Annotated in this window: 12 protein-coding genes; 7 read left to right on the top strand and 5 right to left on the bottom strand. The window is 53.0% G+C overall.

The genetic code is table 11. The features are described 5' to 3' along the window. Window positions 1-7 precede the first annotated feature (7 nt). From NYE24_RS18665 to NYE24_RS18655, 3 genes are all read left to right on the top strand, one after another. Window positions 8-520 carry an SRPBCC domain-containing protein gene (locus NYE24_RS18665; RefSeq protein ID WP_342476381.1) on the top strand — a complete coding sequence of 171 codons (513 nt, stop codon included), beginning with the start codon at window positions 8-10 and terminating at the stop codon, window positions 518-520. 238 nt (window positions 521-758) lie between these two features. Then, window positions 759-2,489: an Imm51 family immunity protein gene (locus NYE24_RS18660; RefSeq protein WP_342476380.1), complete on the top strand. Its 1,731-nt coding sequence runs from the start codon at window positions 759-761 to the stop codon at window positions 2,487-2,489. 849 nt (window positions 2,490-3,338) lie between these two features. Beyond that, the gene (locus NYE24_RS18655) at window positions 3,339-3,710 is read left to right on the top strand and encodes a RidA family protein (RefSeq protein WP_036691799.1); all 372 of its coding nucleotides are present in this window, start codon (window positions 3,339-3,341) and stop codon (window positions 3,708-3,710) included. 112 nt (window positions 3,711-3,822) lie between these two features. On the opposite strand, the gene NYE24_RS18650 is transcribed toward NYE24_RS18655, so the two are convergent. Together NYE24_RS18650 and NYE24_RS18645 are read right to left on the bottom strand one after the other, a co-directional pair. Further along, complete coding sequence (locus tag NYE24_RS18650) at window positions 3,823-4,956, bottom strand: SMP-30/gluconolactonase/LRE family protein (protein ID WP_036691801.1); 1,134 nt, start codon at window positions 4,954-4,956, stop codon at window positions 3,823-3,825. Further along, a complete protein-coding gene (locus NYE24_RS18645) occupies window positions 4,956-5,756 on the bottom strand; it encodes an SDR family oxidoreductase (protein ID WP_036691804.1) in 801 nt (266 codons plus the stop codon). The genes NYE24_RS18650 and NYE24_RS18645 overlap by 1 nt, the downstream gene beginning before the upstream one ends. Before the next feature lie 165 nt (window positions 5,757-5,921). Between NYE24_RS18645 and NYE24_RS18640 the strand changes: the two genes are divergently transcribed. Together NYE24_RS18640 and NYE24_RS18635 are read left to right on the top strand one after the other, a co-directional pair. Further along, window positions 5,922-6,647 carry a TetR/AcrR family transcriptional regulator gene (locus NYE24_RS18640; RefSeq protein WP_339807289.1) on the top strand — a complete coding sequence of 242 codons (726 nt, stop codon included), beginning with the start codon at window positions 5,922-5,924 and terminating at the stop codon, window positions 6,645-6,647. Further along, complete coding sequence (locus tag NYE24_RS18635; RefSeq protein ID WP_342476379.1) at window positions 6,644-7,390, top strand: sugar phosphate nucleotidyltransferase; 747 nt, start codon at window positions 6,644-6,646, stop codon at window positions 7,388-7,390. The genes NYE24_RS18640 and NYE24_RS18635 overlap by 4 nt, the downstream gene beginning before the upstream one ends. 66 nt (window positions 7,391-7,456) lie before the next feature. Here the strand turns inward: NYE24_RS18635 and NYE24_RS18630 are convergent, their stop codons facing one another. Then, window positions 7,457-9,112 (bottom strand): cellulase family glycosylhydrolase, encoded by a 1,656-nt coding sequence (locus tag NYE24_RS18630; RefSeq protein ID WP_342476378.1) that lies wholly within the window; start codon window positions 9,110-9,112, stop codon window positions 7,457-7,459. A gap of 123 nt (window positions 9,113-9,235) precedes the next feature. Here NYE24_RS18630 and NYE24_RS18625 point away from each other — a divergent pair, with 123 nt between their 5' ends. Both NYE24_RS18625 and NYE24_RS18620 read left to right on the top strand, forming a co-directional pair. After that, window positions 9,236-9,631 carry a hypothetical protein gene (locus NYE24_RS18625; protein ID WP_036691813.1) on the top strand — a complete coding sequence of 132 codons (396 nt, stop codon included), beginning with the start codon at window positions 9,236-9,238 and terminating at the stop codon, window positions 9,629-9,631. A gap of 166 nt (window positions 9,632-9,797) precedes the next feature. After that, a complete protein-coding gene (locus NYE24_RS18620) occupies window positions 9,798-10,865 on the top strand; it encodes a polysaccharide deacetylase family protein (protein WP_036691816.1) in 1,068 nt (355 codons plus the stop codon). A gap of 109 nt (window positions 10,866-10,974) precedes the next feature. Here NYE24_RS18620 and NYE24_RS18615 read toward each other — a convergent pair whose 3' ends face one another. Both NYE24_RS18615 and NYE24_RS18610 read right to left on the bottom strand, forming a co-directional pair. Next, entirely contained in the window at window positions 10,975-12,246 is a 1,272-nt protein-coding gene (locus NYE24_RS18615) for a HAMP domain-containing sensor histidine kinase (protein WP_036691819.1), read from the bottom strand. Then, window positions 12,246-12,923 (bottom strand): response regulator transcription factor, encoded by a 678-nt coding sequence (locus NYE24_RS18610; protein ID WP_036691822.1) that lies wholly within the window; start codon window positions 12,921-12,923, stop codon window positions 12,246-12,248. Before NYE24_RS18610 ends, NYE24_RS18615 begins: the two co-directional genes overlap by 1 nt. Window positions 12,924-12,975 lie beyond the last annotated feature (52 nt).

Genomic DNA, 12,975 nt, shown 5'->3' with positions numbered 1-12,975 from the left:
ATTAGGTATGTCTGAGACAATGGTTTCCCGTGTAGAAGGTCTTGAACTGGTTCTGGAACGTGTATTCGCCGCCCCGCATGAGCTTGTATTCAAAGTGTTCACTGAAGCTGAGCATCTGAAGCAGTGGTGGGGGCCGCGCGGCTGGATCGTTCCCTTCTGCAGCGTTGATTTTCGTCCGGGCGGTATTTGGCATTACTGTATGAAGTGTGTCGATGAGAAGCAGGGGGAATTCTTCGGAATGGAATCCTGGGGCAAGGGCATCTATCATGAAATCACTGATGGCGAGAGCTTTGTCTACACCGATTACTTCTCGGATGCCAAAGGCAATGAAACCGAAGGAATGCCGTCTACTTTGGTCAGCATGATCTTTGAAGAGACGGAGGGGGGCGGAACGAAGCTGATCAGCCGCTCGAAGTATGAGTCCGAAGAAGCGCTCCGCACGGTTATGGATATGGGGATGATTCAGGGAATTACCGAAACCTGGGACCGTCTCGGGGAGCATCTGCAGTCGATTCAGTAAATTGCCGGAATGGATATGAAAGATATTATAGGGGCTGTCCAGATGCCGGATATAGGCAGGGGCAGCCTCTTTTTGGTATAGAATCGTTTATATGTTGTGGGGTTATTTTGAACTGGGCGCCTGTTTTATTTTCTGATTTTCCGGTGAATGGGTAATAGTGAATGAACTGACGGCAAGCGCACCTGCGGAATGTGGGAACGGGCTTGCTTTACAGTGTCCAAACAGGGAGGCTACAGGGATGGATAAGGTATTGCTTGCACAAGTGAAGCGTTGGCATGACAAGAATGAATATCAGCAGATTGTGGACCGTCTTCTGGAGATTCCGCCGGAGGCAAGAGATTATGAATGTATCAGCCAATTGGGCAGAGCCTATAACAACCTGGGAGATTACGACAAAGCGCTGGGGCTACTGCTCAGCATTGCAGAGGAAGGCAAGGCGGATTCGCTGTGGCATTTTCGCACAGGGTACTCCTACTATTATCTGAAGCAATACGAGCAGGCTGTCCAAGCGTTTGCACGTGCAGACGAACTGGAGCCGGGAGACGGAGATATTCAGAATATGCTGGAGTACAGCCGGGAAGGCTTGCAGCGTGAGGCCAGAGAGCAGGCCAGGCGTGCTGAAGCGATACATAATGCTAAATTGCTCAGAGAGAGCGGCGGCAGAGACCTTGGGTCTTTCCTTGATTTCTGTGCGGATTTCTGGGAGGACAGCGACTATGCCTTGAAGGAGTATGTCTCTCCGCTGCCCAGTGACGAGCTGATTGCTTCAGTCGAGCAAGAACTGGGCTATAAGCTGCCAGCTTCTTACATTGCCATGATGAAGCAGCATAACGGGGGGATTCCGCGGAATACTTGTTTTCCGGTGAATGAATCTACCTCCTGGGCGGAGAACCATGTCGCGATATCAGGAATTGCCGGGATCGGCCGTGACAAAAGCTACTCCCTCTGCGGAGAGCTGGGCAGCCGCTTCATGATTGAGGAGTGGGGTTACCCCGACATTGGCGTGGTCTTCGGAGACTGTCCTTCTGCCGGACATGATGTCATCATGCTGGATTACCGCCACTGCGGCCCGGAGGGTGAACCTGAGGTGATTCATGTGGATCAGGAGGGTAACTATGAGATTACGTTCCTGGCCCCTGACTTCGAAACCTTCATCCGCGGGCTGGTGAACGATGAGGTGTTTGATACCTCGGAGGAGGATAAGGAGGATGACCTGAAGACAGTGGCGTCCGGGGCGTTCTCACCGCTGCTGCAGGAGCTGTGCGACAAGGTTACGGAAGTGGACGATATAGAGGGCGTTATCCGCAGGATCAGCACCGCCATTGTGGAGGAGAAGGGCCACTTCTCTCTTCATGCGGACGAGCGGTCCACCTTGATGTATGATCTGCAATTCTGGCTCTATACACGCGTCTACCCGAATACGAGCCGTGACCAATATCTTGAGGTATATTCCAAAATGATTGCGTTCGGCGGTGAATTCAGCACGGGCGGATATGCCCCGGGCTTCATCACGGACTGGCTGGATGATCGTATCCGGCAGGGCATGATCGTGAACACGAACGGGACACTCCGGTTCACAAATGAGGCAAAGGAACAGTTATTGAAAAAGCTGGAGGAGGCGGAATCGGCGGGAGCTGCGGATCTGAAGCCTTTCATAATCGTGGAGCAGGATAACGGCGGCAAGTCCGTGATTCTGAATGCAGGAAGCTATAAGACGGAGGTATTCGCCGCACGGGAAGACGAGGGCTTCGAGGGCAACGGATATGATTGGGCCTCTCTGGCTGCGGTCTTCCTGGAGGAGCAGATGCCTGAGCTATCCGGAATTGTCCGCTTCGACCCGGAGGCCGGTATGTTCTGCGCCTATTCCTCTGACGGCGAAGCGCTGGTCAAGTTCGCCACTGCCTTCAAGCAAGCTTGTGAGGACGATGCGCTCATCCGCGATCTGTTCTCGCGCGCGGAGCTGGATTAGGGGAATCAGACGGGGCTGCCTGTATATGGGCAGTCCCGTTCTTTATTAATTATGAAACAAGTTTAAGGAAAGTAGAGCAATACCAATGATAAACATAATAATTGCCAGTACTCTTACCATTATAAAATAGGAGGAGGATGGCTCTCTGCGTGCCTTCCATCCTTGCAGAAGCTCCCAAGACTTAAAGGGGAATATTGCTATTAACAGAGCTCCGATAACCCATACAACCAAAAATATAGTTGATATTGCTGAGAAAATAATCATTCCACTTGGAGATCCCATAATACTCCTCTTTTCTCAAAACCGATTTCAGTTTACTAAGCGGCATCCTTTTGGGTTTGGATTCATCGGGCATCTTTTTTTTCGGAGCTATCCAGGGTAGCCAGCACTTCCCGATTGAAAAATTCCGCTCTCCACGCTCAACTGCTCCTATGTACGCATCATCCAAGTTAGATATTGACAGCATGTCTGGAGCAGGTTGTTTTGAAGCTTCCTGAAACACCGTGTGTGGAAGTCTAAGGTCAGATGGACTTCTTTTTCAGTAAAAGAAAGAGAATGCCGCCAATAATAAAGCCGCTTATTACACCAGCCAATACAGATTTGAGAATACTGAGTGCAATGTCCATTCCCGTACTGTCAGGCGGCGATATGATATTCATAATGAAAAGAAAGCTGAACAGGATGGATGTAATCAGAAAAGACTTTGATTTTAGGAATCGTTTCATGGTTCTCCTCCATTCATAAGTATTTCTCAGTTATATATGATAATGTAAGACTTTTTGCATACAGATGTCTATTTTTTCCTGCTATACTGGGTTTATCTCAGGCGACAAGGGGACAAGAACCAGTATGGGCGGGATCACCAGACATGATGTGAATGAGGAGTATGCATACTCCGGTTTAGTAGAGGCGGGGGATTTTATTTTCCTGAGCTTCTGTGTGGGCAATGTGGGCGGAACGGTGGAAGAGCAGGTGGAAGGTGCGCTGAATGATATGAGTGATCGTCTCGGACAGGTGGGACTTACACTCACAGATGTGGTGAAAGTGGACATTCTGCTGCGGGATGTGTGGGAGATTCCGGTTATGGAAGAGGTATTCAAGCGCAGATTCCAAGGCAAGTACCCTGCCCGCAAAACGATCTCCACCGAGTTCGCGCATGTGGGCGGTCCGGATGGACTTAAGGTCCAGATCGACGGCATAGCATACCGACCGCGCGTGTAGCGGGGGGAGGATAAGCTCCGCAACAATCATACGCCCAGCTCCAACTGCAACAGCAACAGCAGCCCCTCCTGCCGGAGTGGGCTGCTGTTTGGGTTGCCTCAATGTAACAATCTTACGGTTTCAAAAGCACCCGGTGAACCCCTTGGCTTCCGCCCGGTGCCGTTCCGAGATATAAATATCCTCCCTGGCTTACGGCAGTGGTGATCCCGTACAAGGTCCCTTCCGGATCATGCCAGCTGCTCACAAGCTCGCCTTCGGGGCCGTATTCTGCGACAAGTCCGTGCTTCACCGGGGCACTTGCTCCATTTAACAGGGACTGTGGCACCTTGGACATCGTCGCTGCTACCCAGGGATGACTATGCATGTAATCGGCAAAAGCCAGACGGGTTGTGAATACTCCTACCCAGAAATGTCCCTGAGCGTCGCGAGTGATATTGTCCGGGAACCCTGCCAGATTCTCCGCGAAAATATCCGAGGTGCCTTGCTTGGGCCCCTTCAGCCAGTATCGGGTCAGCTGGTAATGGTACGATTCAGCAACAAGCACGAAATCTTCTTCAGCAGACAATGCGACCCCATTGGCAAAATATAAATCCTTCAGCAGAACGGTGGTCTGCCGGGTCTGCGGATCATATCTCAACAACCGTCCATGCGGTTTGTTCTCGGCGATCTCTTTGAACATGACCTTGCCGTAGTTAGAGGTATCGGAGAAATAGATCATTCCGTCCTGCGCGATGTCCAGCTCGTTCGCCAGATAGATCGGCCCTCCGTCCACTTCAGTGGCCAATACTTCAATCTTCCCATCCTTGTCAATCGACAGCAGTCCCTTCTGAATATCCGCCACAATCAAATTTCCGGCAGCATCGAATTTCAGCCCGTTAGGTGTTCCCTGGGTATCGGCGAACACTTCGGCTGGCTGCGCCTTACCTTCCGCATCGAAGGCTACTCTGTATATTTTGCCGTCAGAGTCGCCCGTGTACAGCAGCCCCGCAGCATCAAAAGTGATAAATTCCGGGAACTTCGCGCGATCTGTCACAAGCTCTGCGGAGCTAAGCTTGCTGTTCTCTTTCCAAGGGCCCTCCTGCTCAAAAGAAGGGGCGGCAGGTGCAGACCATACGGCAGGCTCTACCGGGGCTGGCATCAGCAGGAATCCGGCGATTCCCAGCACGATTATTCCGAGCAGGATCAAGCTCCATCTGCGGATATGCTTACCGGCGGACCGTTTGCGTTGATTAGTTTCTGTAGACATTACACATTCTCCTTAGGGTTTGTAGGGCGAAGCATACCACCGACCAAGCGCAGGCTTTGTCTGCGGGTCATGAACCGGGTAATCTGGGCACTCAGGTAATTGCGGAGCCCCGGAACAACGTACTGTTTTCCTCTGGCCATAGCGCGCAGTGTAAGGGCCACTACCCGCTCCGGTGAGTCCTTCGCGCCGCCGACAGAGGCATCCTCCGTGCCCACCACGTTGAAGAAATTGGTCTCCGTCGAGCCTGGACACAGGGCGAAGAATTGGACGCCGCGATCACGATTCTCCCAGTAGAGGGCATCGGTGAAGGACAAGACAAAAGCTTTGGTCGCCCCATAGACGGCCATATAAGGCAGCGGCTGAAAGCCTGCGGTAGACGATACATTGATCACAGCGCCTGCTCCTCTGTGGAGCATTCCGGGAAGGAAGAGATGCGTCATATCGACTACAGCGGCTACGTTGAGCATGACCTCTTCATGCTGGCGCTCGCCGGAGACCTGCTCGAACAGGCCATGGGTGGCAAAACCCGCATTGTTCACCAGCAGATCGATATTCAGGCCAAGCTGCTGGCATTGCTGGTACAGCTCTCCGGCAGCGCCTTCGAGCGATAGGTCCTTGGGAATCACCCGGCACTGAATTCCATGGCTTCGGGTCAATTCGGCTGCGAGTGCATCCAGTTTGACTTTGGATCTGGCTACAAGCACCAGATGACTGCCCTCCTTGGCTAATTGTCTTGCAAACTGTTCTCCGATTCCCGAAGAGGCTCCGGTGACCAATGACCATTTCCCTTTAATATTCATTTTTACTTCTCCTTCTGAATCAACGTTTTGTTTTGGTAACAACGTTACCTATGTGAATCATAGTAACCAAAACATCACACGTGTGTCAATCTAATTTTTTCACGTAAGGGTTCAATTGACATCCTAGGTGCGAATGTTTAGAATTCCTGTTAGAACCCGGCAACCTTGTTGCTGGTCAATAACATTGATAACCGAATGAAGGTGATTCCTATCCATAACGAAGACAAGTCCTCGCCATCCACGGGCCGGACACTGAAGACCTATCAGGAAGCCCGCCTGCAAAATACGGAGAATCTCCGTAAGCTTGTGGTGGATGCGGCCGCGGCCATTCTGCAGGAAGAGGGGCCGGAGGCCGTCACTGTACGCAGAGTATCGCAAAGAATGGGCTGTTCCACCAAAATTATCTATAGTCTATTTGTTAATAAAGAGGGGCTGGCCCAGCAGTTATATCTTGAAGGTTGTAAGCTGCTGGCCCTGCGGTTTGAAGAGGTGCCGCCGCATGCTGACCTGCAGCAGCATCTGCTGGAACTGGGCGAAGCCTTCTGGCAGTTCGGACAGGATTACAGCAGCTACTACAAGCTGATGTTCGGAGGGGCTTTTGCCGAGTTCAAGCCGGATGCGGAGAGTATGCAGGGAACGTTGACCGCCATACGCCGACTACAGGTTCTAATCATTACCGCCCAGCAGCAGGGGCTTATTTCGGACAAGGAAGAGACCGGGGCTCTTGTCGCCGCCATATGGTCCTCGCTGCATGGTGTAATCCACCTATACATGGGCGGGTTCCTTGGAGATGCCGTAGCCGCCCATACTGTATACAGGCAAACGATGGAGCTGCTGTCCAGAGCCTTATTCGCAGCATCCACACCAGACAGAGGAGCGGATCGAGGATGATCGCATTAATCTTGGCTGCGGGGTATGCCACCCGTCTGTATCCGTTAACGCTAGACACCCCGAAGCCGCTGCTGCCGGTGCAGGGAAGCCGGACGATTCTGGATCTGCTGGCCGCGCGGCTGGAGGTGCTGGAGGAGATTTCCGAGATTCTTGTGGTGACGAATGAGCGGTTTTTCCATGCTTTTGAACAGTGGGCCGGGCAGTACCAGGGGAACAAGCCGGTTCGTATCCTGAACGACGGCACTTCTTCTCCTGAGGGGCGGTTAGGCGCGATTGGCGATATCCAGTTTGTGCTGGAGCGGGAGCAGCCGCAGGAGGATCTGCTGGTGCTGGCAGGCGATAATGTGCTGGGCTTTGGCCTGGCGGGGTATTTGGACTATTTTCACAAGGTGGGTACAGACTGTATTCTGGTGCGGACGGTAGATGATCCGGCAGAGCTGCGCAGTATCGGCGTGGCGGAGCTGGATGCGCAGAATCGGGTCTTATCCCTTGAGGAAAAGCCGCAGGCGCCCCGCTCCAACATTGGTGTATTCGCGCTGTACATCTACAAACGGTCTACGCTGCCGCTGTTCTCCCGTTATCTGGCTGAAGGGGGCAACCCGGATGCGCCGAGTTATTTTCCCGAATGGCTGCATTCCCGTCAGGAGATGCGGGCCTACTATACGGAGGGCAGGATAGAGGATGTCGGCACCCCGGAGGCCTATGCACAGATGCGGGCGAGGCTGGAGGAACAGGCAGAGTAACCTGGGTTAAAAATCAAAAAAACGCACGGGCAGAGGGCGAACCTCTCTATACCCGTGCGTTTTGTTTTACGGCTCTATGCCGTAGATCAGCGTGCCGTTATGGTATACAGTGATCCGGTCATTGGCAGTGAAGCTGGTCAACAGCGGCCGGAAGGAGTAGTCGTTAGCCTGGCTGTAATTGGCATAGTTATCCTTGTGAATACGGAACTGGATCTCACCGGTTGAGCCGGAAGCAGCCAGGCTGCCTGCCCCGTCCTTGAAAGAGATTTCAGCGTAGGCATCGGCATCGGGGACCGGAACCGCGAGCGGAACGATGGTGGTCTGGATATTGTTTTTGCCGACGACGGCGTAGTCAATCTCCATGGTGTGTGCAGAGCTGCCGTCCTGGGTGAACCAGTAACGGATCGTGAATTGGCTGAGCGGGACGGGAACGGTGGAAGTACTCTTCAGCTGGAGACTTGCCCGGATGGAGCCCACATTGTTGCCGGTCTCATCACTGCGGTAGAGCGGAGTGGCGGTTACAGGTCCTGTCCCGGGGCCGCCGGGCTCCTCAATAGGAGGGAAGGTGACCGTCTTCATGATCCGGTTCAGCATGAGCTGCTTCGGCCGGTTCCAGGTTGCCCAGTCATCCTGCAGCAGACCGCCGGTATCCCCGCTGTTGGGGTTCAGTGTCCAGTAGGTCCAGTAGAGATCATTCGTGCCGATGTAATCGACTAGTTTATTTTGCCACTTCCCTTCCACCGAGAGGGTGTCCACGCTGCGGCCTCCGAATTCACCCATGATTAGAGGGGCGATGTTCTCTTTGCTGATATAACCCCAGGTCTGATCCCATATCGCAGGCAGGTTCGCCGGAAAAGCAGGATCGCTGAACCACGGCTGCTCCGCCACCCCGGGACCGTAATCATGCGGGGAATAGACCACTTGATTCGGAACGGTAAGCGTTACCGGATAATTCCGCACCCCGGTAAGGTTGCCGCCCCACCAGTACTTGCTGGTGTTACCCTGCACATTCTGCTCGATCCCTTCGACGATGATCAGCCAGTGCGGATTCACTGCAAGGATTGCATTCCCTGCCCGCTGGGCCGCGAGCCGCCAGTCAGTGCTGAGATCACCGGTCCCCCAGCTTGCCGGGCCATGAGGCTCATTATGCAGGTCGGCACCGATTACTGTAGGATTATTCGCATAACGTGCAGCCAGCATCACCCAGTCACTGATCCAGCGGGATTCAGGATATGCGGCCGTATACCAGAGCGTCGACTGCCCGCCGGAATCGGGGCGGTGCCGGTCCAGGAAGATTTGAATGCCGCGCTGGCCGGCTTTTTCGATTAAGGTATCCATAATTTCGATGGGAGTCAGACCGGCCAGGTCCGGGTTTTTGGCATAATCAATGCTGTTGGCCTGGGAAGCGGGGTCGAACATTTGACTGCTGAACGGCAGGCGAATCAGGTTGTACCCTTCTGTGCGGACCTGATCGAGCACATCATCCATGGAACGCGACCATAATCCGTGCGGGGAATAGTTCGGTGTCTCGAAGCCAAACCAGTTCAGTCCGTTGAACACGGCCGGGTTCCCCTGAGAATCTACAATCCGGCTGCCCGAGGTGTGATAAAAAAGCTTCGTTGCCCCCTCAGCCTTCACCGGCTGTCCGGCAATAGCGGCGGTACCTGCAAGCAGTGTTAGAGCCAAAAGCATTTTCCCCAGTGTCCTGAAACCAAAGGTCATTCATCTTCCTCCTCGTATATGGTTCTTGATAAAGTCGAACTTTATATCATACGGGTAAAATGAAAACCTATTCATCCCGGACAGGTCTTAATTATGGAAAATTATTGAATAAAGGAGGATCTTATGCCAGAACTGCATAATCAGGATTTGACATCTTCAACGTATATTAATATTGATTTCATCTACCATATACCTGAAGATATTGAAGGCAGTAAACTCAATATCACTTTTATACATGATGAGAAGATGGTGAAATCCTTTACATTAGGCTGGGCTAATATCACTTTAAATGCCTTTATTGATTTACTGAAGGACTTTCCCGGAGAATATACTGGGGAATTTACACATTCTGATGAGTCCTTTGGAGTGCAGTGGGTTCATGAATATGGCACAGGTTCGTTTATTCTCTATTTCGAACATCAAAGCTTATTTCTTCCTCCGTTAAAAACCAATAAAGAATTTCTTTTGCAATTTGCAAATGAACTTGAACAAGCAAAATTAACTGCTCCATCGTTATAGCTGAGATTGTTTAGCACAAATTACAAGAATCGCATCTAGCTTAAAAAGGGAATAATTGCTATAATTACTAATGTAAGCGGTTGACTTCAACGGAGCGTATACATACAGTTACAGCCTTAACGGGTACAGTCAGGAAACTATTCAAGCCGAGAGGGGAATTAGGAGAATGTTTAGAATGAAAGCTATACAATGGGCAGCTATCGGGTCGCTTGTCGTGTCTTTATTTGTGGGGTCGCTGGCGGTAGGCGGGGAGAAGGTGTTCGCCGCCGATTGCTCGGCCGGCTATGTAGCTCTAACGTATGATGACGGGCCGAATCCAAGCAACACGACGAACCTGCTGAATGCTCTGCAGCAGAATGGCCTGCGCGCCACGTTCTTCAATGTCGGGCAGAATGCGCAGAACAATCCTTCGCTCGTACTGGCCCAGAAGAACGCAGGGATGTGGATTGGCAACCATTCCTGGTCGCATGCGAATCTGACCCAGGTGGGCAACTCCCAGATTACATCGGAGATTACGAATACCCAGCAGACGCTGCAATCCATTACCGGCACTGCTCCGAAGCTGTTCCGTCCGCCGTACGGGGCGACTAACGCGACTCTCAAGTCCATCGAGGCCCAGAATGGCCTTACTGAAGTGCTCTGGAATGTGGATTCGCAGGACTGGAACGGAGCGGGAACCGCCCAGATCGTGGCTGCTGTGGGCACGATGAAGAATGGGGATGTCATCCTGATGCATGACCAATACCAGACCACACTCCAGGCGGTACCGCAGATTGCACAGAATCTCAAGAACCGCAACCTGTGCTCAGGCATGATCTCGCCGTCCACCGGCAGGGCGGTTGCGCCAGATGGTGGCAATGGTCCTGGCCCCGCTGCAACGAAGGTAGAGGCGGAGAACATGACTAAGGCGGGTCAATATACTGCTAACATCAGCTCACCCTTCTCCGGAGTTGCCTTGTACGCGAATAATGATTCCGTGAAGTACACCCAGAATTTCACCAGCGGCACCCATAATTTCTCCCTGCGCGGGGCCTCCAATAACGCCAATATGGCCAGGGTGGACCTCAAGATCGGCGGGGTGACGAAGGGGACCTTCTACTATGGCGGAAGCAGCCCTGCGGTCTATACGATCAGCAATGTCAGCCATGGAACCGGCAACCAGGTGATTGAGCTGGTGGTTACCGCCGATGACGGGACTTGGGATGCTTACCTTGATTATCTGGAAATCAATTAAAGCAACAATACTGAAGGGGGTGCCCCAGCCAGCTAGCGCATAGCTGACGGGGCACCCCCTTTTATAGCCCAATCCTTCTCTGTCAGTCTTCGGAGCTGCTGCAGCTCCCTCAAGGCAACTGCACATAGAATGTCACGGACTCTCCGGCTACACTCTTCGCATAGATTTTCCCTTTATGCTGGTCCACAATGGACCTCGCGATAGCCAGACCCAGGCCGTAGCCGCCCTGCTTGCGCGCTCTGGAGGTATCCGTACGGTAAAAGCGGTCAAAGATCCGCGCCAGATGCTCTGCCGCGATGCCTTCCCCCGTATTCGAAACGGAGAGGAGCACATCGGTGTTCAGCTTATAGAGCGAGATGTGTACAGAGCCCTTGGGATTCGTATATTTCACTGCGTTATCCAGCAGAATCATCACCACCTGCTTGATCTGCTCGCTGTTGCCTGGCACGGTAAGGTCCGGCTGGATGTCATAGTCGAGAGAGAGATTTTTCTCGAAAATGACCGCCTCCATGGTCAGAATAATATTCTCTACCGCCTCGCTCATATTGAACCGGCTGTGGAGCTTCCCGGTCCGGGAGTCATCCATCTCCGTCAGGTACAGCAGATCGTTCGTCAGCCGCGTCATACGCTCCGTTTCGGACTTGATATACTGCAGCCATTTTGCCTGATTGCGGATCGTATCCTCACTGTTCGCCAGCAGTACATCCGCGTTGGTGTTAATAATCGTCAGCGGCGTCTTCAGCTCATGGGAGGCGTCGGCAATGAACTGCTTCTGCTTGTCAAAAGCCTCCCGTACCGGCGCAATCGAGCGCCCCGCAAAGTAGCGGCTGGTGAAGTACAGGATGACCAGTGTCAGCAGGCCGACAGCCGCGAAGGTATAGATCAGGTTCGTCAGGATCTGCTGCTGGGCGGTGATGTCCATGAAGACCAACTGTTGTCCGCTGCTTGCAGGCTTCACCATGAAGATCCAGCGGCTGCCGTCCAGTGTGAACTGGCCGGTGTCCTTGCCCTGGCTGAGCGCCTCCTTCAGCGCGGCGGTATAGAGTTCATCGTCCATAGTGAACTTCGATTCCTTGCCGGTCAGCGTGCCGTTGGCATCGGTCTGCACCTTGAAGGAGACGGAACGCTCCGGCTGGTAAGGGTCGATCGGCCCCTGGCCCGCGGGCATTGCCCCGCCGCCACCGCCACCTGAACCGCGCGGGCCTTGTCCGTCGCCCGGACCCCGCTCTTGCATGTCCGCAATCCGGTGGAGCGCCATATAGATGTCTGCCTGCACATTGCGGTACGTGAAGATGTAGATGGCGGCGAAGGCCACCAGCATGATAATGGAGATGGTGACCAGATTGACAATCAGGAACCGGGTTCGGAGTTTATTGAACATCAGGCACTCCCCTCCAGCACGTACCCTACGCCCCTAATCGTGCTGATGCGCACCTCCGAGTTCAGGAAGGTCAGCTTTTTACGCAAAAAAGAAATATAAACCTCCACGTTGTTATGCTCCGCATCGGAATCGAACCCCCATAGCTTCTCAATGATCTGCTCCTTCGAGGTGACCGCCTGCTTCCTTAGGATTAGCAGCTCCAGCAGCTCCGTCTCCTTCAGATTCAGCTTCATCTCCTTGCCCTTCACCGTCAGCTTCGGATTAACCGTATTCAGCTCCAGATCCCCGAACTTCAGGGCATCGTCAGGAATCACCTCGCCCTTACGCCGCAGGGCAGCCCGGATACGGGCCAGCAGCTCCTCTGAAGCGAACGGCTTGGCGATATAATCGTCAGCTCCATGATCGAGTCCAGTCACCATGTCGGTGATCTCTCCTTTAGCTGTAAGCATGATGACCGGTGTGGAGATTCCGTCCTTGCGCAGCGTCTTCAGCACGCTGATTCCATCCAGCTCCGGCATCATAATATCCAGCAGCAGCAGGTCATAGATCCCGCTCTGCGCATAATCAAGACCGGCTCTGCCGTCATGCACCGCGTCTACCGAATAATTGTGTTTTTTGAGGATTTGGGTTAAGGCCTCCGCCAGATGGACCTCGTCTTCAACGATTAATATTCTCATGGGATGGCTCATCCTCTTCTTAAGTAATGGATTTGCTGCTGATGCCATTATA

The sequence above is a fragment of the Paenibacillus sp. FSL H7-0350 genome (genome assembly GCF_038593195.1).
Classification (GTDB): domain Bacteria; phylum Bacillota; class Bacilli; order Paenibacillales; family Paenibacillaceae; genus Paenibacillus_AQ.
The sequence above is the reverse complement of the archived record's forward strand: the minus strand, read 5'-3'. Positions and strand labels throughout refer to the sequence as shown.